The 20,859-nt window shown below is 66.5% G+C and carries 22 protein-coding genes; 14 read left to right on the top strand and 8 right to left on the bottom strand.

Going from position 1 to position 20,859, the window contains the following annotated elements:
* Nucleotides 1-56: 56 nt before the first annotated feature.
* The 14 genes from EPK82_RS22245 to ureC all read left to right on the top strand — a co-directional run bounded on the left by EPK82_RS22245 (nucleotide 57) and on the right by ureC (nucleotide 14,462).
* Complete coding sequence (locus EPK82_RS22245) at nucleotides 57-650, top strand: MarC family protein (protein WP_037052568.1); 594 nt, start codon at nucleotides 57-59, stop codon at nucleotides 648-650.
* Between the two features lie 206 nt (nucleotides 651-856).
* Nucleotides 857-2,656 carry an allophanate hydrolase gene (gene atzF, locus EPK82_RS22240; RefSeq protein WP_134678061.1) on the top strand — a complete coding sequence of 600 codons (1,800 nt, stop codon included), beginning with the start codon at nucleotides 857-859 and terminating at the stop codon, nucleotides 2,654-2,656.
* 4 nt (nucleotides 2,657-2,660) lie between these two features.
* Nucleotides 2,661-3,365 (top strand): GntR family transcriptional regulator, encoded by a 705-nt coding sequence (locus tag EPK82_RS22235; protein WP_037052563.1) that lies wholly within the window; start codon nucleotides 2,661-2,663, stop codon nucleotides 3,363-3,365.
* Between the two features lie 75 nt (nucleotides 3,366-3,440).
* Nucleotides 3,441-4,706 carry an urea ABC transporter substrate-binding protein gene (urtA, locus tag EPK82_RS22230; protein ID WP_037052561.1) on the top strand — a complete coding sequence of 422 codons (1,266 nt, stop codon included), beginning with the start codon at nucleotides 3,441-3,443 and terminating at the stop codon, nucleotides 4,704-4,706.
* 208 nt (nucleotides 4,707-4,914) lie between these two features.
* The gene (gene urtB / locus EPK82_RS22225; protein ID WP_134678060.1) at nucleotides 4,915-6,483 is read left to right on the top strand and encodes an urea ABC transporter permease subunit UrtB; all 1,569 of its coding nucleotides are present in this window, start codon (nucleotides 4,915-4,917) and stop codon (nucleotides 6,481-6,483) included.
* A 110-nt stretch (nucleotides 6,484-6,593) separates the two neighbouring features.
* Nucleotides 6,594-7,679, top strand: a complete 1,086-nt coding sequence (gene urtC, locus EPK82_RS22220; RefSeq protein ID WP_047589862.1) for an urea ABC transporter permease subunit UrtC — start codon at nucleotides 6,594-6,596, stop codon at nucleotides 7,677-7,679.
* Nucleotides 7,680-7,824: 145 nt separating this feature from the next.
* A complete protein-coding gene (gene urtD, locus EPK82_RS22215; RefSeq protein ID WP_134678059.1) occupies nucleotides 7,825-8,667 on the top strand; it encodes an urea ABC transporter ATP-binding protein UrtD in 843 nt (280 codons plus the stop codon).
* An 89-nt stretch (nucleotides 8,668-8,756) separates the two neighbouring features.
* The gene (urtE, locus tag EPK82_RS22210) at nucleotides 8,757-9,455 is read left to right on the top strand and encodes an urea ABC transporter ATP-binding subunit UrtE (protein ID WP_047589864.1); all 699 of its coding nucleotides are present in this window, start codon (nucleotides 8,757-8,759) and stop codon (nucleotides 9,453-9,455) included.
* A 248-nt stretch (nucleotides 9,456-9,703) separates the two neighbouring features.
* A complete protein-coding gene (locus EPK82_RS22205; protein ID WP_037052541.1) occupies nucleotides 9,704-10,462 on the top strand; it encodes an SDR family NAD(P)-dependent oxidoreductase in 759 nt (252 codons plus the stop codon).
* Between the two features lie 115 nt (nucleotides 10,463-10,577).
* Nucleotides 10,578-11,414, top strand: a complete 837-nt coding sequence (locus tag EPK82_RS22200; protein WP_134678058.1) for an urease accessory protein UreD — start codon at nucleotides 10,578-10,580, stop codon at nucleotides 11,412-11,414.
* A gap of 84 nt (nucleotides 11,415-11,498) precedes the next feature.
* A complete protein-coding gene (gene ureA / locus EPK82_RS22195) occupies nucleotides 11,499-11,801 on the top strand; it encodes an urease subunit gamma (RefSeq protein ID WP_037052536.1) in 303 nt (100 codons plus the stop codon).
* A 2-nt stretch (nucleotides 11,802-11,803) separates the two neighbouring features.
* A complete protein-coding gene (locus EPK82_RS22190; RefSeq protein ID WP_134678057.1) occupies nucleotides 11,804-12,304 on the top strand; it encodes a GNAT family N-acetyltransferase in 501 nt (166 codons plus the stop codon).
* 7 nt (nucleotides 12,305-12,311) lie between these two features.
* Nucleotides 12,312-12,620, top strand: a complete 309-nt coding sequence (locus tag EPK82_RS22185) for an urease subunit beta (protein ID WP_134678056.1) — start codon at nucleotides 12,312-12,314, stop codon at nucleotides 12,618-12,620.
* 141 nt (nucleotides 12,621-12,761) lie between these two features.
* Nucleotides 12,762-14,462, top strand: a complete 1,701-nt coding sequence (ureC, locus tag EPK82_RS22180) for an urease subunit alpha (RefSeq protein WP_037052527.1) — start codon at nucleotides 12,762-12,764, stop codon at nucleotides 14,460-14,462.
* A gap of 84 nt (nucleotides 14,463-14,546) precedes the next feature.
* Here the strand turns inward: ureC and EPK82_RS22175 are convergent, their stop codons facing one another.
* The 8 genes from EPK82_RS22175 to EPK82_RS22140 form a co-directional block, all read right to left on the bottom strand.
* On the bottom strand, nucleotides 14,547-15,092 hold the full coding sequence (locus EPK82_RS22175) for an REP-associated tyrosine transposase (RefSeq protein ID WP_134678055.1): 546 nt from the start codon (nucleotides 15,090-15,092) through the stop codon (nucleotides 14,547-14,549).
* 92 nt (nucleotides 15,093-15,184) lie between these two features.
* Nucleotides 15,185-15,628: a hemerythrin domain-containing protein gene (locus EPK82_RS22170; protein WP_134678054.1), complete on the bottom strand. Its 444-nt coding sequence runs from the start codon at nucleotides 15,626-15,628 to the stop codon at nucleotides 15,185-15,187.
* A 72-nt stretch (nucleotides 15,629-15,700) separates the two neighbouring features.
* On the bottom strand, nucleotides 15,701-15,967 hold the full coding sequence (locus EPK82_RS22165; RefSeq protein WP_037052517.1) for a DksA/TraR family C4-type zinc finger protein: 267 nt from the start codon (nucleotides 15,965-15,967) through the stop codon (nucleotides 15,701-15,703).
* Nucleotides 15,968-16,042: 75 nt separating this feature from the next.
* A complete protein-coding gene (locus EPK82_RS22160; RefSeq protein WP_037052663.1) occupies nucleotides 16,043-16,906 on the bottom strand; it encodes an isocitrate lyase/PEP mutase family protein in 864 nt (287 codons plus the stop codon).
* 137 nt (nucleotides 16,907-17,043) lie between these two features.
* Nucleotides 17,044-18,045 carry a type II secretion system F family protein gene (locus tag EPK82_RS22155; RefSeq protein ID WP_134678053.1) on the bottom strand — a complete coding sequence of 334 codons (1,002 nt, stop codon included), beginning with the start codon at nucleotides 18,043-18,045 and terminating at the stop codon, nucleotides 17,044-17,046.
* A 55-nt stretch (nucleotides 18,046-18,100) separates the two neighbouring features.
* Nucleotides 18,101-18,853: a substrate-binding periplasmic protein gene (locus tag EPK82_RS22150; RefSeq protein WP_134678052.1), complete on the bottom strand. Its 753-nt coding sequence runs from the start codon at nucleotides 18,851-18,853 to the stop codon at nucleotides 18,101-18,103.
* Between the two features lie 40 nt (nucleotides 18,854-18,893).
* On the bottom strand, nucleotides 18,894-19,667 hold the full coding sequence (locus EPK82_RS22145; RefSeq protein ID WP_134678051.1) for a substrate-binding periplasmic protein: 774 nt from the start codon (nucleotides 19,665-19,667) through the stop codon (nucleotides 18,894-18,896).
* A gap of 79 nt (nucleotides 19,668-19,746) precedes the next feature.
* Nucleotides 19,747-20,586: a substrate-binding domain-containing protein gene (locus EPK82_RS22140; RefSeq protein ID WP_244230087.1), complete on the bottom strand. Its 840-nt coding sequence runs from the start codon at nucleotides 20,584-20,586 to the stop codon at nucleotides 19,747-19,749.
* Nucleotides 20,587-20,859 lie beyond the last annotated feature (273 nt).

The following is a 20,859-nucleotide window of genomic DNA, read 5'->3' as shown; positions in this document are numbered from 1 at the left end:
CCCCGCCTGACCATCGATGGCGGCTTGCCCCCGCCCTACTCTCAAACGAGCCCCCCATGTCCGAGTTGTTCAGCCTGTACCTGAAGATGCTGGTGCTCTACAGCCCCTTCTTCGTCCTTTCCTGCTTCATCGGCCTGAGCCGCGGCTACACCCTCAAGGAGCGCAAGCGCCTGGCCTGGAAAGTGGCGCTGGCAACGCTGGTCGCCAGCGTGCTGCTGTACCTGTTCGGCAAGCACATCTTCACCCTGTTCGGCATCACCATCGACGCCTTCCGCATCGGTGCGGGCTCGGTGCTGTTCATCTCCGCGCTGGGCATGGCCCAGGGCAAGTCGGCGGTACAGAGCGACAACGTGCAGCAGGACGTCACCATCGTGCCGCTGACCATTCCCATCACCGTCGGCCCCGGCACCATCGGTGCCCTGCTGCTGATGGGGGCCAGCCAGCCGCACTGGGATGACAAGCTGGTGGCGGTGGCGGCGATCCTCCTCGCCAGCCTGACCGTGGGCGTGGTGCTCTACCTGTCCAACCAGTTCGAACGCCTGCTCGGCGACCAGGGCCTGCAGATCGTCAGCCGCCTGATGGGCCTGTTCGTCTGCGCCCTCGCCGCGCAGATCATCTTCACCGGGGTGAAGAACTACCTGGCGCCATGAAGGACCTGTCCCGGATTTCATCCGGGCTACGCCGTTGCAACGGCATTCGCGCACCACAAGCTCGCAGCCCGGCCCCGGCACGGTGCGCCCGGGCCGTGCCGGCCTCTGCCAATCCGCGCCCTGCCCCTTGAAAACAGCGGGCTGAACAGACCTGGCACCTTCGTTGCTCTGCTGATCCCAACTTGGATACAAGATGGGATCAGCACATGCTCACCGCTCCTCACGCCCTCACCCTCGGCCAATGGCAGCAGGCCTACCGCGACGGCCAGTCGCCAGCCGCACTGATCGGCGCGCTGCGCGCCGAACTCGACCACGCCGACAACGCCTGGATCGCCCTGGCCAGCGATGCCCAGCTGAGCGCGCAGCTGGAAGAACTGGCAGCCGCGCTGGACGCGGCGGCCGGCGACCTGAGCAGGTTGCCCCTGTATGGCGTGCCCTTCGCCATCAAGGACAACATCGATGCCGCCGGCTGGCCGACCACTGCCGCCTGCCCCGAGTTCGCCTACGCGGCCGCTGCCGACGCCACCGTGGTCGCCCGCCTGCGTGCGGCCGGCGCCATCCTCATCGGCAAGACCAACCTCGACCAGTTCGCCACCGGCCTGGTCGGCACCCGTTCGCCTCACGGCGCGGTGCCCAACAGCTTCGACCCGGCCTATGTCAGCGGCGGCTCCAGTTCCGGCTCGGCCAGCGTGGTCGCGCGGGGCCTGGTGCCCTTCTCCCTGGGCACCGATACCGCCGGTTCCGGCCGCGTGCCGGCAGGCTTCAACAACATCGTCGGGCTCAAGCCGACCAAGGGCTGGCTGCCCAACACCGGGCTGGTGCCGGCCTGCCGCACGCTCGACTGCATTTCAGTGTTCGCCCTGACCGTCAGCGACGCCCTGGCGGTGGCCAATATCGCCGGTGGCTACGACGCTGCCGATGCCTACAGCCGCAGCAACCCGAACAGGGCCAAGGTCGGCATGCCGGCCAAACCACGCCTGGCGGTGCCGAGCAACCCTGAGTTCTTCGGCGACAGCCAGAACCAGGCGGTGTACAGGGCTGCACTGGACAAGCTGCAAGGGCTGGGCGCCGATCTGGTGGAAATCGATTTCGCCCCCTTCCAGCAACTGGCCGAGCAGCTCTACTACGGATCCTGGGTTGCCGAGCGCAGCGTCGCGGTGGAAGGCGTGAACCCCGAACACATCAACCCGGTGGTGCGTGGCATCGTCGCGAACGGCCACAGGTACAGCGCCTGCGATGCCTACAAGGCCGAATACATCCGCGCCGAACTGAGTCGCGTCATCAACGACGCCCTGGCCAGCTTCGACGCCCTGGTGGTGCCCACCTCGCCAACCCTCCGCACCCTGGCCGAGATGGACGCAGAACCGGTGCTGTACAACAGCCAGTTCGGCACCTACACCAACTTCACCAACCTCGCCGACCTGTCCGCCCTGGCCGTTCCGGCGGGCCTGCGCGCCGACGGCCTGCCCGCCGGCATCACCCTGATCGCCCCGGCCTGGCATGACCAGGCGCTGGCCGCCTTCGGCCAGCGCTGGCAACAGGCACTCGATCTGCCCATGGGCGCCACCGGCAAGCCGCTGCCCGCACAGACCACCCGCGACAAGCCGGCCCCCGGCAGCATTCGCGTCGCCGTGGTCGGTGCGCACCTCACCGGCATGCCGCTGAACTTCCAGCTCACCACACGCGATGCCGTACTGGTGGAACAGACCTGCAGCGCCGCACACTATCGCCTCTTCGCCCTGCCCGGCAGCGTGCCGCCCAAGCCGGGCCTGGTGCGGGTCGCCGCCGATGGCGCGGAGATCATCGTCGAGCTGTGGGACGTACCGCAGGCGCGCTTCGGTGAGTTCGTCGCGGAGATTCCGCCGCCGCTGGGCATCGGCAACCTGGAGCTGGCCGACGGTCGCTGGGTCAAGGGCTTCATCTGCGAGCCCTATGCCCTCGACGGCGCCCGCGATATCACCAGCTTCGGCGGCTGGCGCGCCTTCATCGCCAGCACCCAGGCCTGAGCCCATGTCGCGCAGCGCACCACGTCCACCGAGCCTGGCCGAGCGTATCTACGCTCGGCTCAAGGACGACATCTTCGAGTTTCGCCTGATGCCCGGCGACCGCTTCTCCGAAGGCGAGGTCGCCGAGCGCATGAGCGCCAGCCGCACCCCCGTGCGCCAGGCCCTGCATCGCCTGCAGCGCGAGGGCTTTCTCGACGTGCACTTTCGCAGCGGCTGGCAGGTACGCCCCCTGGACTTCGCGCAGTTCGACGAGTTGTACGAGCTGCGCATCCTGCTCGAACTGGACGCCGTGCGCCGGCTTTGCCAGCGCCCCAGCGATGAACAACCCCCTGCACTGCAAGCGCTCGCGCGCACCTGGATGGTGCGCAAAGAGAATCAACTGCAGGACGGCAGCGCCGTTTCACGCCTCGACGAAGCGTTTCACTGCCAGTTGCTCGAGGCAGCCGGCAACCGCGAGATGGCCCGCGTACACCGCGAGGTCAGCGAGAAGATCCGCATTCTAAGGCGGCTGGACTTCACCCAGGCGCGGCGCATCGAGCTGACCTACGCCGAGCATGGGCAGATTCTCGAGGCAATCCTGACTCATCGCTCAGAAGAGGCACAGCAATTGCTCAAGAGCCATATAGAGGTCAGCCAGGCAGAGGTGCATTCGATCACCTTGCACAAGCTTTACGCCGCGAGACAGCGCGTGGAGCGGATGCCGGAATAACCGAGCCATGACCTTCACTGCATGACCCATAACAACGCTGTCCACTTACTCACACTTGTGAATGGAGATCGCACCATGCAACGTCGCAGCCTGATCAAGGCCTTCACCCTTTCCGCTTCCATCGCCGCCATGGGCCTGAGCTGGTCCATCCAGGCCGCCGAGACCATCAAGGTCGGCATCCTGCACTCGCTGTCCGGCACCATGGCCATTTCCGAAACGTCGCTGAAAGACATGGCGCTGATGACCATCGACGAGATCAACGCCAAGGGCGGCGTGCTCGGCAAGCAACTGGAGCCGGTGGTGGTCGACCCCGCGTCGAACTGGCCGCTGTTCGCCGAGCGCGGGCGCCAGCTGCTGACTCAGGACAAGGTCGCCGTGACCTTCGGCTGCTGGACCTCGGTGTCGCGCAAATCCGTGCTGCCGGTCTATGAAGAACTCAACGGCCTGCTGTTCTACCCCGTGCAGTACGAAGGCGAGGAAATGTCGCCGAACGTGTTCTACACCGGTGCGGCGCCAAACCAGCAGGCCATTCCGGCGGTGGAATACCTGCTCAGCGAAGACGGCGGCGGCGCCAAGCGCTTCTTCCTGCTGGGTACCGACTACGTCTACCCGCGCACCACCAACAAGATCCTGCGCGCCTTCCTGCACAGCAAGGGCATCGCCGACAAGGACATCGAAGAGGTCTACACCCCCTTCGGCCACAGCGATTACCAGACCATCGTCGCCAACATCAAGAAGTTCGCTGCGGGCGGCAAGACGGCCGTGGTCTCCACCGTCAACGGCGACTCCAACGTGCCGTTCTACAAGGAACTGGCCAACCAGGGCCTGGAAGCCACCGACGTACCGGTAGTGGCCTTCTCCGTGGGTGAAGAAGAGCTGCGCGGCATCGACACCAAGCCGCTGGTCGGCCACCTGGCGGCCTGGAACTACTTCCAGTCCGTGGAGAACCCGGTCAACGAGAAATTCGTCGCCGACTGGAAAGCCTACGCCAAGGCCCAGAAGCTGCCGAACGCCGACACCGTGGTGACCAACGACCCGATGGAAGCCACCTACGTGGGTATCCACATGTGGGCCCAGGCCGTCGAGAAGGCCGGCACCACCGACGTCGACAAGGTTCGCGAGGCCATGGCCGGCCAGGAGTTCGCCGCGCCGAGCGGTTTCACCCTGAAGATGGACGAGAAGAACCACCACCTGCACAAGCCGGTGATGATCGGCGAAATCCAGGATGACGGTCAGTTCTCCGTGGTCTGGGAGACCGAGGGGCCGATCCGCGCCCAGCCGTGGAGCCCGTACATCGAAGGCAACGACAAGAAAGCCGACACCCCGGTGAAGTCGAACTAAGGCAAAAGCCCCTCTCCCCCCAGCCCCTCTCCCGCAAGCGGGAGAGGGGAGACACGCTGCACGGAGCGATGCACTGCAGCGTACCGGTCCCCTCTCCCCCCTTTCTTTTGTGAAGAGGGGCAGAGGGCCAGGGAGAGGGCCGCCGTAGCCCGGATGCAATCCGGGACGCTCACCCCGGATTGCATCCGGGCTACGCCAAGGACACCTTATGCCCACTGCCCTTACCCGAATTCTCCTCAGCCTGTTGCTGTTGCTGCCACTGGCCGCGACGGCTGGCGAGGCCGACGATTTCGCCGCAGCCAACGCCAGCAAGCAGGCCAAGCTCCTGCAAGGCTGGGCGGCAGCCCCCACCATCGAGCGCATGCCGCTGCTGCAGGCCCTGCAGCAGGGTCGCGTCGCCAGCGATGCCGACAAGCGCGCCTTCATCGATCAGGACGGCACCTGGCAGGCCGCCATTGGCAAGGGTGAAGCCAACGGCACACCACGCAAGCTGCGCCTGAACAATCGCCTGCGCGGCCTGATCGGCGTGGCCGTCGCCAGCCATCAGCTGCTCGACGATGCCGCCGCCGTGCGCCTCGAGGCGGCCCGGCAACTGCAGCGCAACACACCGCCCGCCCTGCTGCCGCTGCTGGAGAGCCGCCTGAGCATCGAAGCGGACGACGCGGTGCAGGACGCCATCACCCTGGCCCTGGCCAACCTGCAGCTGAGTGACGCCGACCCGGCGGTGCGCCTGGCGGCGGTCAAGCGCCTGGGGCAGACTGGCGACCCGCAGGCGCGCACCCGCCTGCAAGGTCTGCTCGACGGCGACGAAAGCGACGCCGACGTGCGCGCCGCAGCCGAGCAGAGCCTGGCGCAGGTGAAGAACAAACTGCTGATCGGCGAGCTGCTCGGCCAGGCGTTCAGCGGCCTGTCGCTGGGCTCGATCCTGCTGCTCGCGGCGCTCGGCCTGGCCATCACCTTCGGCCTGCTCGGGGTGATCAACATGGCCCACGGCGAGATGCTGATGCTCGGCGCCTACACCACCTACGTGGTGCAGCTGGCCTTCCAGAAGCTCGCTCCCGGCTACCTCGAACTCTATCCGCTGGCGGCGCTGCCAATCGCCTTCCTGGTCACCGCCTGCATCGGCATGGCGCTGGAGCGCACGGTGATTCGCCATCTCTACGGCCGTCCGCTGGAAACCCTGCTGGCCACCTGGGGCATCAGCCTGATCCTGATCCAGCTGGTGCGCGTCACCTTCGGTGCGCAGAACGTCGAGGTGGCCAACCCGGCCTGGCTGTCCGGTGGCGTGCAGGTGCTGCCGAACCTGGTGCTGCCGTACAACCGCATCGTCATCATCGGCTTCGCGCTGTTTGTCGTGGTCCTTACCTGGTTGCTGCTGAACCGGACGCGCCTGGGCCTGAACGTGCGCGCGGTGACGCAGAACCGCAACATGGCCGCCTGCTGCGGCGTGCCCACCGGTCGCGTGGACATGCTGGCCTTCGGTCTCGGCTCGGGCATCGCCGGCCTCGGCGGTGTCGCCCTGAGCCAGATCGGCAACGTCGGCCCCGACCTCGGCCAGAGCTACATCATCGACTCCTTCCTGGTGGTGGTGCTCGGCGGCGTCGGCCAGCTGGCCGGCAGCGTGCTGGCCGCCTTCGGCCTGGGCGTGGTGAACAAGTTCCTCGAACCGCAGATCGGCGCCGTGCTCGGCAAGATCCTCATCCTCGCGCTGATCATCCTGTTCATCCAGAAACGCCCGCAAGGCCTCTTCGCACTCAAGGGCCGGGTGATCGACTGATGGTGGCGCCATCGACCGTGGGGCGGGTGAAACCCGCCCCCCCGAGCGGGCCATCGCTGCAGCGGCGGGTTGCACCCGCCCTACGCCAATAAAGGACGAGTGATCGACTGATGAATGCGCTAAACCAAACCTTGCTGGCCCGCGCCAGCGCCAAGCTCGGCCCCCGCGTCTGCATGGCCGTCGGCGTGCTGGTACTGGCGCTGCTGCTGGCCATGCCGCTGCTGCACCTGCTGCCGGCCGAGCATGCCCTGCATGTGACGGCCTACAGCCTGACCCTGGTGGGCAAGATCCTCTGCTACGCCATCGTCGCCCTGGCGCTGGATCTGGTCTGGGGCTACGCCGGCATGCTGTCGCTGGGCCACGGCCTGTTCTTCGCCCTCGGCGGCTACGCCATGGGCATGTACCTGATGCGCGAAGCCGCCGGTGACGGCCTGCCGGCGTTCATGAGCTTCCTCGCCTGGAACGAGCTGCCCTGGTACTGGTACGGCACCTCCAGCTTCCTCTGGGCCATGTGCCTGGTGGTACTGGCGCCCGGCCTGCTGGCCCTGGTGTTCGGCTTCTTCGCCTTCCGCTCGCGGATCAAGGGCGTGTATTTCTCGATCATGACCCAGGCGCTGACGTTCGCCGGCATGCTGCTGTTCTTCCGCAACGAGACCGGCTTCGGCGGCAACAACGGCTTCACCGGCTTCACCCGCATCCTCGGCTTCGACATCACCGCGCAGGGCACCCGCGCCGCGCTGTTCTTCGCCACCGTGCTGCTGCTGGTCGCCAGCCTGTACCTGGGCTTTCGCCTGGCGCGCAGCAAGTTCGGCCGCGTGCTCACGGCCCTGCGCGACGCCGAGAATCGCCTGATGTTCTGCGGTTACGATCCACGCGGCTACAAGCTGTTCATCTGGGTGCTGTCCGCCGTGCTGTGCGGCCTGGCCGGAGCGCTGTACGTGCCGCAGGTGGGCATCATCAACCCCAGCGAGATGGCGCCGACGCAGTCCATCGAAGCGGCCGTGTGGGTCGCCCTCGGCGGGCGCGGCACACTGATCGGCCCGCTGCTCGGCGCTGGCCTGGTGAACGGCATGAAGAGCTGGTTCACCGTGGCCTTCCCCGAATACTGGCTGTTCGCCCTGGGCGCCCTGTTCATCGTCGTCACCCTGTTCCTGCCGCGAGGCGTCGTCGGCCTGCTGCAGAGGAAGTCATCATGATCGCTACTGCACTTTCCATCTGCGGCGTTGCGCGGTGCCCGCTCCTCAGCGTACCCACTCGTACTGCTTCGTCGCTGCGCGACTCGCGCCTCGCAGCTGAAAATGCTCGCGACGCGCTCCTGACGACCTCCACGGAGAAGGATCAATGAGAGCTACTCCGGTACCCGAAACCATGCTCGAAGCCGCTTTCGACCCCACCGGCCTGTCGCTGGACACCGGCAAGACCGTCGGCAAGGGCGTCAATGTCCGTCACGGCACCATCCTCACCCTGGAAGACATCAACGTCAGCTTCGATGGCTTTCGTGCGCTGACCGACCTGACCCTGTACATCGGTGTCGGCGAGCTGCGCTGCATCATCGGCCCCAACGGCGCCGGCAAGACCACCATGATGGACGTGATCACCGGCAAGACCCGCCCGGACAACGGCGTGGCCTACTTCGGCGAACAGTACGACCTGACCGCCATGAGCGAGGTGGAGATCGCCCAGGCCGGCATCGGCCGCAAGTTCCAGAAACCCACGGTATTCGAGGCACTGTCGGTGTTCGAGAACCTGGAGCTGGCACAGAAGGCCAACAAGTCGGTATGGGCCAGCCTGCGCGCCAGGCTCAGCGGCGCACAGAAGGACCGCATCGAAGAAGTGCTCACCACCATCCGCCTGGAAAGTTCGCGCCACAGCCCGGCTGGCCTGCTCTCCCATGGCCAGAAGCAGTTCCTCGAGATTGGCATGCTGCTGATGCAGGAGCCGCACCTGTTGCTGCTCGATGAACCGGTGGCCGGCATGACCGACGCCGAGACCGAGTTCACCGCCGAGCTGTTCAAGTCACTGGCGCGCAAGCACTCGCTGATGGTGGTGGAGCACGACATGGGCTTCGTCGGCTCGATCGCCGACCACGTCACCGTGTTGCACCAGGGCAGCGTGCTGGCCGAAGGCTCGCTGGAGCAGGTGCAGAACGACGAGCGGGTGATCGAGGTTTATCTGGGGCGCTGACGCGCCAGCTACAAGCTGCAAGCCTCAAGCCGCTTTTACGTGTGGCTTGCAGCTTGAAGCTTGCAGCGCCAAGAACGAGGAATTGAATCATGCTCCAAGTCCAACAACTGCATCAGTACTACGGCGGCAGCCACATCCTGCGCGGGCTGTCGTTCGACGTGAAGGTCGGCGAGGTCACCTGCCTGCTCGGCCGCAACGGCGTGGGCAAGACCACCCTGCTCAAGTGCCTGATGGGCCTGATCCCGGCCAAGGACGGCAGCGTGCAATGGGAAGGCAAGGCCATCACCGGCTTCAAGCCGCACCAGCGGGTGCACGCCGGCATCGCCTACGTTCCACAGGGACGCGAGATCTTCGGCCGCCTGACCGTGGAAGAGAACCTGCTGATGGGCCTGTCGCGGTTTCCCGGCAGCCAGGCCAAGGTCGTCCCGGAATTCATCTACGAGCTGTTCCCGGTGCTGCGCGAGATGAAGCAGCGGCGTGGCGGCGACCTCTCCGGCGGCCAGCAGCAACAGCTGGCCATCGGCCGTGCCCTGGCCAGCCAGCCACGCCTGCTGATCCTCGACGAACCCACCGAGGGCATCCAGCCCTCGGTGATCAAGGAAATCGGCGCGGTGATCCGCAAACTGGCCGAGCGCGGCGACATGGCCATCCTGCTGGTCGAGCAGTTCTACGACTTCGCCGCCGAACTGGCCGACCAGTACCTGGTGATGAGCCGTGGCGAGATCGTCCAGCAGGGCCGTGGCGAGAACATGGAAACCGAGGGCGTACGCGGCTTGGTGGCGATCTGAGGCAGGTCGCGGGCGGTGCGCAGCGACGCCTGACACCGCGGCATCATCTGTGCGACAGTACCGGCCTGCCCTTACCGACGGGCCTCCAGGCGCCCACCGCAGCGGCCCGAGGCCGCCCGCCCCGGTAACCGGGGCCAGTGGCGAACGCCGTGTGCGCCTCGCCCCACGCCAAGCCCCGACTGCCGGGGCCAGCGCTGCTGTGGCAGCGCCGCGTCACCCTCCACTCCAGAACCTGTACAGGACACTCCATGAGCAACGTGATCTTCATCACCGGCGCCACCTCCGGCTTCGGCCGCGCCGCCGCCCGCCGTTTCGCCGAGGCCGGCTGGTCGCTGGTACTTTCCGGCCGCCGCGAGGAGCGCCTGCAGGCGCTGCGAGACGAGCTGGCAGCCAAGGTCCCCGTGCACATCGCCACCCTCGACGTGCGTGACGCAGAGGCCGTGCAAGGAATGGTCGATGCCCTGCCGGAGGCCTTCCGCAAGGTCACCGTGCTGCTCAACAACGCCGGCCTGGCCCTGGCCCCCGAACCGGCGCAGAAGGTGGCCCTGCAGGACTGGCACACCATGATCGACACCAACGTCACCGGCCTGGTCAACGTCACCCATGCCGTACTGCCGCTGCTGCTGGAAACCGGCAAGGGCACCAGCATCATCAACATCGGCTCGGTCGCCGGCGAGTGGCCCTACCCGGGCGGCCACGTGTACGGCGCCACCAAGGCCTTCGTCAAACAGTTCGGTTTCAACCTGCGCTGCGATCTGGTCAGCACCGGCGTGCGCGTTACAGACATCGCCCCCGGCATGGCCGAAACCGAGTTCACCCTGGTCCGCACCAAGGGCAACCAGGCTGCTTCCGACGCCCTGTACAGCACCACCACGCCGCTCAGCGCCGAGGACATCGCCGAGCAGATCTTCTACGTGGCCACCCTGCCCGCGCACATCAACATCAACCGCCTGGAAATCATGCCAAGCCGTCAGGCCTGGTCGTCCTTCGCCGTGGATCGCGACTGACCCGCCCGGCGCCGACCGCTTCAGGCCGGCGCCCGCAACGGCGCACCGAATTGGTTCAGGGCACGCCTCTTGCTTGCCCACTCGGTCAACTATCGAGTGGAATCCCTGCCCCACCATGAATCTGCCTGCAGCCCTGTTCACGCCAAGCTGGCCCGCCGAACTGGAACTGGCCTACGCACGCCATGGCGAGCGCACCACCCCGGTGCAGAGGCGCCACCTCGGCCCACTTAGGGTGCAGAAGCACCTGTATGCCGAGGGGCCGCAGGTCTGCCAGCACATCATCGTGCACCCGCCCGGTGGCATCGCCGGCGGCGACCGCCTGGACATCTCGGCAGACGCCGGGGAGAACACCTGGGTGCAGCTCACCAACCCGGGCGCAGCCAAGTGGTATCGCGCCAGCGAGGTGGCCCGCCAGGATCTGCGCCTGAGCGTTGCGGCCGGCGCCACCCTGGAGTGGCTGCCGCAGGAAACCATCCTCTATGCCGGCGCCCAGGCCGAGCTGCACACGCAGATCGAGCTGCAGGGCGATGCCCGGCTGTTCTACTGGGACATCATCGCCCTCGGCCGCCCGGCCGCCGACGAGCGCTTCAGCAGTGGCCATTTCCAGGCCGCACTGGACATCCGCCGCGACGGCAAGCTGCTGTGGCACGAGCGCCAGCGGGTCACGGGCGACGACGGCCTGCTCGACTCGCCGCTCGGCCTCGATGGCCAGCCGGTATTCGCCACCCTGCTGGTCAGCGGCGAGGTGCCCGGCGAGCTGCTGGAGCGCTGCCGTGAAGTGCAGGTCGCGGGCGTACGTGGCGATTTCAGCCAGTTGTCCGGGCTGTTGATCGCACGCTGCCTGGCCAGCGAAGCGCTCAAGGCCCGCGCCTGGCTGATCGCCCTGTGGCGCCTGCTGCGACCGGCGCTGCTCGGCCGCGAAGCCGTGCCGCCACGGATCTGGAGTACCTGAGCGGATGAACATTCAGCCATCGCTGGCCACCCACCACTTTCGCCACGCAGGGCTGCCCTGCCACGCCATCTGACTGGAGTTCTCATGGACCTATCGCCAAGAGAGAAAGACAAGCTGCTGATCTTCACCGCCGGCCTGGTGGCCGAGCGTCGCCTGGCCCGAGGGGTAAAGCTGAACTACCCGGAGGCCATGGCCTACATCTCCGCAGCGCTGCTCGAAGGCGCGCGCGATGGGCAGACCGTCGCCGAGCTGATGCATTTCGGCACCACCCTGCTGAACCGCGACCAGGTGATGGAAGGCGTGCCGGAGATGATCCCGGAAATCCAGATCGAAGCCACCTTCCCCGACGGTACCAAACTGGTCACCGTCCACCAGCCGATCGCCTGAGCATGAGTTACTCGATCATGGACGCCAGCGAAGCCGACCTGCCCGGCATCCTGGCCATATACAACGACGCGGTGGAGTTCACCACGGCGATCTGGAACGAAACGCTGGTGGACCTGGCCAACCGACGTGCCTGGCTGGCCGAGCGCACGGCCAGAGGCTTTCCCGTGCTGGTGGCGCGCGACGCCGACGACGAGGTGCTCGGCTATGCCAGCTATGGCACCTGGCGCAGCATCGAGGGCTTTCGTCAGACCGTCGAGCATTCGGTCTACGTGCGCGCCGACCAGCGTGGCCGTGGCCTTGGCCCGACCCTGATGCAGGCGCTGATCGCGCGCGCCCGCGCCGCCGACCTGCACGTCATGGTCGCTGCCATCGAGTCCGAGAACAGCGCCTCGATCCGCCTGCACCAGCGCCTCGGCTTCGTCACCACGGGGCAGATGCCCCAGGTCGGCCGCAAGTTCGGGCGCTGGCTGGACCTGACCTTCATGCAACTGATTCTGGAGTGAGCACCTGATGATTCCCGGCGAATACCAGATTGCCGACGGCGAGATCGAGCTCAATGCCGGTCGCCGCACCCTGACCCTGTCCGTGGCCAACAGTGGCGACCGTCCCGTGCAGGTCGGCTCGCACTACCACTTCTTCGAAACCAACGATGCGCTGCTGTTCGACCGCGCGACGACGCGCGGCATGCGCCTGAACATTCCGGCCGGCACGGCGGTGCGCTTCGAGCCAGGGCAGAGCCGCGAGGTGGAGCTGGTCGAGCTGAGCGGCGCACGCCGCGTGTTCGGCTTCGCCGGGCGCGTGATGGGCGACCTGGATTGAGGTGAGGTTTGTAGGAGCGGCTTTAGCCGCGATAACGGTTTCGCGGCAAAAGCCGCTCCTGCAGAAGAACCGCAGCGCCTCATGCCCTGACAGACAGAAAGACAAACACGCGCCAGCCTTCGCACCACAAGGGAAGCGAATATGAAAATCAGCAGACAAGCCTACGCCGACATGTTCGGCCCCACCGTCGGCGACAAGGTGCGCCTGGCCGATACCGACCTGTGGATCGAAGTGGAGAAGGACTTCACCACCTACGGTGAAGAAGTGAAGTTCGGCGGCGGCAAGGTAATCCGCGACGGCATGGGCCAGGGCCAGCTGTGCGCCGCCGATGTGGTCGACACCCTGATCACCAACGCGCTGATCATCGACCACTGGGGCATCGTCAAGGCCGACGTCGGCCTCAAGGACGGGCGTATCGCCGCGATCGGCAAGGCCGGCAACCCGGACATCCAGCCCGATGTGAGCATCGCCATCGGCGCCGGTACCGAGGTGATCGCCGGGGAAGGCATGATCCTCACCGCCGGCGGCATCGACACCCACATCCACTTCATCTGCCCGCAGCAGATCGAAGAAGCGCTGATGAGCGGCGTCACCACCATGATCGGTGGCGGCACCGGGCCGGCCACCGGCACCAACGCCACCACCTGCACCTCGGGCCCCTGGCACATGGCGCGCATGCTGCAGGCCGCCGATGCCTTCCCGATGAACCTCGGCTTCACCGGCAAGGGCAACGCCTCGCTGCCGGAGCCGCTGATCGAACAGGTCAAGGCCGGCGCCATCGGTCTCAAGCTGCACGAAGACTGGGGCACCACCCCGGCGGCCATCGACAACTGCCTGAGCGTGGCCGACCAGTACGACGTGCAGGTGGCGATCCACACCGACACCCTGAACGAATCGGGTTTCGTCGAAACCACACTCGGCGCCTTCAAGGGCCGCACCATCCACACCTACCACACCGAGGGTGCCGGTGGCGGCCACGCGCCGGACATCATCAAGGCCTGCGGCTTCCCCAACGTGCTGCCGTCGTCGACCAACCCGACCCGGCCGTTCACCAAGAACACCATCGACGAGCACCTGGACATGCTCATGGTCTGCCACCACCTCGACCCGAGCATCGCCGAGGACGTGGCCTTCGCCGAAAGCCGCATTCGCCGCGAGACCATCGCCGCCGAAGACATCCTGCATGACCTCGGCGCGTTCAGCATGATCAGCTCCGACAGCCAGGCCATGGGCCGTGTCGGCGAAGTGATCACCCGTACCTGGCAGACCGCCGACAAGATGAAGCAGCAGCGCGGCCCGTTGCCCGAGGATGCCCCAGGCAACGACAACTTCCGCGCCAAGCGCTACATCGCCAAGTACACCATCAACCCGGCGATCACCCACGGCATCAGCCACGAGGTCGGCTCCATCGAAGTCGGCAAGTGGGCCGACCTGGTGCTCTGGCGCCCGGCCTTCTTCGGGGTGAAACCGACGCTGATCCTCAAGGGCGGAGCCATCGCCGCCAGCCTGATGGGCGACGCCAACGCCTCGATCCCGACGCCGCAACCGGTGCACTACCGGCCGATGTTCGCCAGCTATGCCGGCAGCCGCCACGCCACCAGCATCACCTTCATCAGCCAGGCCGCATTCGACGCCGGCGTGCCGCAGCAGCTTGGTTTGCAGAAGCAGATCGGCGTGGTCAAAGGCTGCCGCGAGGTACAGAAGACCGACCTGATCCACAACGGCTACCTGCCGAGCATCGAGGTCGACGCGCAGAACTACCAGGTCAAGGCCGACGGCCAGTTGCTCTGGTGCGAACCGGCCGAGGTGCTGCCGATGGCGCAGCGTTACTTCCTGTTCTGATTCGCTGGCGGGTTTCACCCGCCCTACGGCACAGGTGATTGCCCCGCCTGACGAACGCCAGTAGGGCGGGTGCAACCCGCCGCTTCACTCACCGGCGCCCAGATCGTCGGTCCTGGTATCCCCGGCCCAATCGATGGGGTAGACGCCCCTGTTCACCCAACGGTGAAACGACGACCAGGGCCAGTCGCGCACCCGCGTCACCAGCCCATGCTTGAGCGGGTTGCCATGCAGGTAGTCGAAGTGCCGCCCGTAGTCGTGCTCATCGCGAATCAGGTGCTCCCAGAAGCGCTGCTGCCATAACGTGCCCTGCCCCTTCAGCCGGCGCCGCTCGCTCATCAGGTCGTCACGCAGGTGAGCGCGGCCACAGGCATGGGTGACATGTCGCTTGATCAGCCGCCAGCGATTGGAGAAGTCCTTGTCATCGGGTGGCAGGCGCCAGATGGCATGCAGGTGATCTGGCAGCAATACCCAGGCGTCGATGGTGAAAGGTCGAGTGAGGCGCACCGTCTCGATGGCCGCGCGCAGGGCCAGGCGAACATCGGGATGGGTGAGGATGGGCTGGCGTCGTTCGCTGACCAGCGTGAAGAAATAGCAGCCACCGGAAACGGCGGCACGTCGATAATCGGGCATGGCAACATCCTTGTTGCGGATCTGGCTGTGGCGGGTTTCACCCGCCCTACGGATGAGCTGCAGGGCGGGTGCAACCTGTCCGGCGGGCCGATTCAGGAGGCCTGTTTCATCTCGTCGTAGGCGCTCAGGTAATCACCTGCCAGTTGCTCCTTCTGCCGTTCGCGCAGCAGCTTGCCGGCCATCTGGAAGAAGGTGCGTTCCTCTTCCCGGAGGTGATGTTCGACCTTCTCCGCCAAAGCTTTGGCCTGTGCCAGCCAGCTCGGGCTGCTGGGGTCGGTCGCCTCCAGGTCCTCGATCATTTCATCCATCTGGTGATGCTCGGCAATCGCATGGCGCGACAGGTCGACGCCGGCATCCTGCTGCATCAGGGGAATGTAGAAATGGCGCTCCTCGGCCACCGAATGCACGGCCAGCTCCTGCTTGAGCTGGGCGAACAGGGCGTGGCGTTCGGAGCTGTCCCCGTGGGTGGCGACCAGCTTCTGCGCAAGCTCGCGCTGAAGGTCATGGCTGAGTCGCAGCGCTTCGAAAATCGTCATGCAGGCACCTCTTCCTGAGTGATGGTCGTAGTAGAACTAGACCCTCGACACGCCGAGAGGTGCCGCATTCGTTCAACGCAGCTGGCTATCCTTGCTGCCGCGCCGGTTGTAGCCGGTGAACGCGGCGTTCTCGCGGTCATGCTCGGCCTGGCACGTCACGCACAGGCGCACGCCGGGAATCGCCTGGCGGCGCGCTTCGGGAATGAGCGCGTCGCACGCCTCGCAATGACGCAGGCTCTCGCCCTTCGGCAGCTGGCTACGGGCACGCGCAACGGCGTCCTCGATGCTGCTGTCGATCTGCTCCTGTACCGCGTCGTCGTTCGCCCAGCCACTGGCCATGCTCAGCCTCCTGTAGTTCACCGCACAGATATGCGCCCGGTGAACCCGAAGTGCAAGCGCAGCCCATCGGCAGGGCTACTCGCGGACTTCCATGAACTCCTTGGCCCAGACGATGTAGTCCTCGGGCATGGTGTACTTGTGCGTCAGCTCGGTGGCGTTGAGGTCGCAAGGCTGGGCACCGCGCTGCTCGCGCAGGCAGTCGTAGGTGGCCTTGATCGCGGCGAAGTAGGCAGCGTGACCGTTGACCACGATACGCACGCCCAGGCGCGCCAGGCGCTGGTTGTCACGCAGCTCCGGGTTGCCGTAGGTGACCAGCATCAGCGGCACCTTGAGGCCCGCGGCGATCTGTTCCAGATGAGCGAAGTCCTTCACGCCCACCAGGCAGATGCCGTCGGCGCCAGCGGCTTCGTAGGCGCGGGTACGGCGGATCACCTCGTCCACCTCCAGTACACCGGCGTGGGTCCGGGCGATGATCGCCAGGTCCGGATCGACACGCGCCTCGAGCGCCGCGAGGATCTTGCCGACCCCTTCCTCGATAGAGATCAGGTCGGTGGACTTGCGTCCGAACTGGGCCGGCAGCAGGGTGTCCTCGATGGTCAGCGCGGCGACGCCGGCGCGTTCCAGCTCGACCACCGTGCGCATGACGTTGAGCGCGTTGCCGTAGCCGTGGTCGGCGTCGGCGATCACCGGCAGGCGCGACACGCGACCGATGCGCGCGGCCTGCTCGACGAACTCGCTGAGGGTGATCAGCGCGAAGTCCGGGGCGCCCAGCACCTGAAGCGAGGCGACGGAGCCGCCGAGGATGCCGACCTCGAAATCGAGGTCGGCGGCGATGCGGGCGGACATGGGATCGAAGACCGAGGCGGTGTGGTAGCAGCGGTCGGAAGCCAGCAGGGCACGAAAGGCGCTGCGTAGCTCATGATGGGATGCACGTTGCAGGATGGGCATGGGGCGTATTCCAAAGTCGGTTGAATCGCTTTTTTCTCTTTTTAGTAATGGCGTAGACGTGACGAATGCTAGCGCAAGGCACTTGCTGCCAGCTTTCAGCCAGGCCCGCCTGGCCAATGACCAGCAAATTACCGGCCAGCCAGCTCCGCCGGCAGCGTCGGGAAGAAACCTCCGCCGGTCAGCAGCCCGTAGGCCATCCAGCCGGCGACGCCGAGGTAGAACAGGCGCGGCAGCCAGGTCGCCAGCATCTGCTGCTGCGAAGCCAGCTGCTGCGCCTGCATGCGCGCGAACCGCAGCAGCGCCTCTCCCGGCCGGCCTGTCGCCTCGCCCGTGTTGAGCACGCCGATCAGCATCGATTTACCGGCGAAGGACAGGCCATCGAAGGCGCGCACCAGCGACTGCCCCGCCGCGACACGAGGCGCCAGGCTGGCGAAATCCCGCCGCAAGCGCGGATTGCTCACGGCGCTGCAGGCACGTGGCAAGGCGTCGAGCGCCGGCATCCCCGCCTCCAGCAACAGGCCGAGGCTGTCGCAGAAATTGCGGATATCCGCCCGGCGCAGCAGGCTGCCGAGCACCGGCAGCGCCAGCAGCAGGTCGTCGAGCGGGCCTGGGCGTTCCGTGCGACGGCGCTGCAGACGCTGCCACGCCAGGCGCACGACGAACAGCACGGCCAGCAGCCAGAGCAACGGCAGCAGCACGGCCAGCAGGTAGCCGCCGACACCCAGGCTGCCGGCGACCAGCGCCGGCAGGGGTTTGACCAGCAGTGCCAGCAACAGCACACCCACCGGCATCAACAGGCGGGAACGCAGTTCCCTGGCCTGGCGCGCCTGCTCCTCGTAGCGCTGCGCCAGCTGCTGGTGGATATGCGCCAGCGCGCCCGCCTCCTGGGCCGCCCGCAGCAGGCTGCTTTCCAATGGCGTGAACACGCCACTCAGCTGGCCGGAACTCGCCAGGTCACGGCCTGCGCCGACCATCTGACGCAGGCGCTGCAGCGCCGGCTCGTGCCGCGACCCCAGGTTCAGGCTGGCCAGCGCTCGATCGACGGGTACGCCAGCCTGCTCCATGGCATGCAGGTGCGCGAACAACTCGGCGCGGCGGGACAGGGCAAGCGGGGGAAGACGACGCGGCATGATCGGACTCGCTACGGATTGCAGCGCTCAGGTTAACCAGTCGAGACAGCGCTCGCTACGGTTCGACCGGCGGCATCGGTGCGTGCGGCAGCCAGCGCCGGAGAATGGCGGCGAGACTGCCATCCTCGTGCATCTGCCGCAGCGCACGCTGCCAGCGCGCCACGCGCACCACCGAGGTCTGCGGCGAGAAGGCGATGTAGTAGGCCGAACGCATGAACGGCACATGGGCGGTGACGTCCTGCGGCTTCAGGTCGACGGTGGCCAGCTCGCCAGCCAGGGTCAGGTCCTCGGTGGCGATCAGCTTGACCCGCCCATGCTTGAGCATGGTCATCATCTGCTTCGGCGTGGACACCCCGTAGAGGTTGTCGAAACCACGCGCGCTGAGCGTCTCGAAGGTGTACCACTGCTTGGGCAGGGCGAGCGGCCCGCTCGCAGCGGCCTGCTGCAGGTCGTCGATGACCAGCTTGCGCGACCTGAGCGAGTAGAAGCTGGTCGTCCCGACCACGATGGGGCCGACCCAGAGAAACTTGCCCTCACGCTCCGGGGTGCGCACGGTGGAGAACAGGGCGATGTCCGCCTGCTGCTGGGCGAGGTAGAAGGCGCGGGTCCAGGGCATCAGTTCGATCTTTCCGCTGTCGCCGGTACGCGCCAGCAGGGCCCGGACCACCTCGACGGAGAAGCCGCTGACCTCGCCGTCGCGCATGAAGCTCATGGGCGGGGTGTCTTCGGTGAGCAGCTGCAACTCTGCCAGCGCAGGGCTGCACAGCATCGCCAGGCAAACGCACGACAGCCACCTCACCAGCTTCATTCCTCCCTCCCGTCTGCGGCCGGGCACTCAGCGCAGCACATCACTCGACACTCAGCAGGTCGGCCAGGGCCTGCTCATCGGCCTCGGGAAACCAGTGTCGATAGATGCGTTCCAGACTACCGTCATGCCGCATTTCCTGCAGCGCCCGCTGCCAACGTGCGACACGGGCAGCCTGGGTGCGCCGGGAAAAGGCGATGTAGGAGTCGTTGGCCATCAGGTCGAACTGTTCCTGCAACTGACAGGGCCTCATGCCCTGCTCGGCGAGCATGCCATTGAGCGTCAGGTTGTTGGCCAGCAGCAGCTTGACCCGGCCATGGCGGAACAGGCGCAGCATGTCCTGGGGGGTCGACACACCGTACAGGTTGTCCAGTTTCTGCTCGGCCAGCAGCTCGTAGCTGTACCAGCGCTTGGGCACCGCCAGGGTGCCGAGGCGACGCACATCGTCGAGGTTGGTGACCTGCAGCCCGGCCTCCTTGAGCGTGTAGAAGCGCGTATGGCCGTGGGCGATCGGCCCGACCCACTGGAAATCGGCCTCTCGCTGGGCCGTGCGGACAGTGGAGAAGATCGCTGCGTTCGCCTGCTGGCGAACCTGGTGGTAGCCACGCGTCCAGGGCACCAACTCGATACGCGCCGGCTCGCCGGTACGGCGGATCAGTTCCTCGACCACCGCCACGGCCATGCCGCTCGGCTTGCCATCCTCGAGATAGCTGAAGGGTCGATAGTCCTCGGTATAGAGCTGCAGTTCGGCGGCAGACAGGCAGGTGCAGACACTGCAGAGCAGCGTCACGACACAGGCCTTGAACGTCGGATTCATTGCACACCACCATCTGGATCGGGCCCTGCAGCGATTTCAGGGCGATCGGTCAGGCGATGATAAACACCCGTCCCCGCTCTCACCAAGAACCTCCTGGCGCGGTCACCGTCATCACCTGCGGCTCCAGCAACAGTTGCAGCGGCGTGGCCGCGCGTTCACCGCTGAGCGCGCGCTGCACCAGGCGCACCGCGTGATCCCCCATGGCCTGCGGCTGCTGCAACAGCAGCGCCTGGAGCTGCCCGTCGTGCAGGGCATCGAACAACAGCTCGCCACCGTCGAAGCCGACGAAGGCCACCTGGCCCGCCCTGCCCATCTGCCGCAATGCCGCCAGGGCCGCACGGGTGCTGCTGCCGTTGGGGCTGAACAGGCCATCCAGCTCCGGCAGCATGCGCGTCAGCGCCGCGACCATGCGCTGTCGGTCAGCGCCCAGGTAATCATCGAAGACCACCTGCAGGCCCGCTGCATGGGCCGCCAGCAGGAAGCCGCGCTCGCGCTCCTGGGTCGACTGCAACCCCGGCTGCAGGCGCAGCAGCGCCACCCGCTTGCCGGCGCCCAGCTGCTCGGCCAGTTGCTGTCCTGCCAACTGACCGGCGAGGAAGTTGTCCGTGGCGACCAGCGCATAGGCCCCGTCGCCGGCGACGCTGCGATCGACGTAGACCGTGGGGATGCCCTGCTCGCGCAGGGCGACGACACGCGCATCGATGGCGTCGCCGGCCGGCGCGATGATCAGGGCCTTGCAGCCATGCGCGAGGACGCGCTCGATCAGTTGCAGCTGCACGTCGACGCTGCCCTCGTTGGTCGGGGCTCGCGTGTAGATATCCATCTGCAGATCATCGGCGCTGCGACGTGCGCCCGCCTCCAGGTCCGTCCAGAAGGCCGAGGTGCTGGCCGGTATCAGACCGATGCAGTCGCGCGCCATGGCCACCTCCGGGAGCAGGAGGGCGGCTGTCAGCAGCAGGCAAACGAAAGAAAGGACTCTTGGCATGTTCGACTCCCAGCCATTGCCATCACTTTAGCATCAGGCGTTGACCTCATGCCCCTGTCGCGAAGCTGTCGGCTCATACTTTTTAACCTTCCAAACCGACGGTCGGACTAGCCCTGACGCCTCAGGCAGGCGATCATCCGGGTTCCGTCGCAGACTCCAGCTACCATGACCACCACCATCGACAGCCCCACCCCGACGCACAAGCCC

The sequence above is a fragment of the Ectopseudomonas khazarica genome (assembly GCF_004521985.1).
Taxonomy (GTDB): Bacteria; Pseudomonadota; Gammaproteobacteria; order Pseudomonadales; family Pseudomonadaceae; genus Aquipseudomonas; species Aquipseudomonas khazarica.
The sequence above is the reverse complement of the archived record's forward strand: the minus strand, read 5'-3'. Positions and strand labels throughout refer to the sequence as shown.